General features: G+C 47.2%; 1 protein-coding gene. It reads left to right on the top strand.

What is annotated here, in order from left to right; translation table 11 throughout:
* Positions 1-72: 72 nt before the first annotated feature.
* A partial coding sequence (locus R7O13_RS27740) for a nitrate- and nitrite sensing domain-containing protein (RefSeq protein ID WP_318305305.1) occupies positions 73-659 on the top strand: 587 nt, incomplete at its 3' end.

Genomic DNA, 659 nt, shown 5'->3' with positions numbered 1-659 from the left:
CCCTATACTGCTAATTAATGAGGAAAAATACCTCAGTAAATGGATTTCACGGTTGGTACCTAGGAGAGCTCTATGTTTGCGTTCGTTCGTCAGTTTCACCTCTATATTATGGCCAGTGTAGTTGCAGGCGTCCCATTATTACTTGCTATTTTTCTTGCGGTTCAGCACACCATCAATTTAAACACTCAGTCCCACCAAGCCCTGAAAGATCAGCAGCTAGTGACCTTAATCACCCACTCCGACAGCCTTGCGCATAATCTCGCTGTCGAGCGTGGACTAACTGCCGGCGTGCTGGGTAGCCAAGGCAAAACTGAAATCGTGCAAAAGCTGACTCAGCAAAGAAAAAAAGTCGATGACGCGATCAATTCATTGGTTCAACTTAACACGCCATTTATTAGCAGCAGCGATAGCTACGACTTACTCCAAGATGTCCAAGTGCAGCTCAATCGACTCAACCAGGTTCGACAAGGGGTTGATCGCCTTTCGCCTCAAATTGCACCTTTTGGTTATTACTCCAACCTGAATCAGCTCATCATCGACAACATTGACGTTTTGATTGCACAGACTCAAAGCCGAGAGCTAGGTACGCTTGGCGATGCGTTGATCTCTGTGATCGTGATGAAAGAGCGTGCAGGCCAAGCACGCGGCGCACTTAATGG

The sequence above is a fragment of the Vibrio sp. Y176 genome (assembly GCF_033438945.1).
This window is presented reverse-complemented; position numbering and strand designations above follow the sequence as displayed.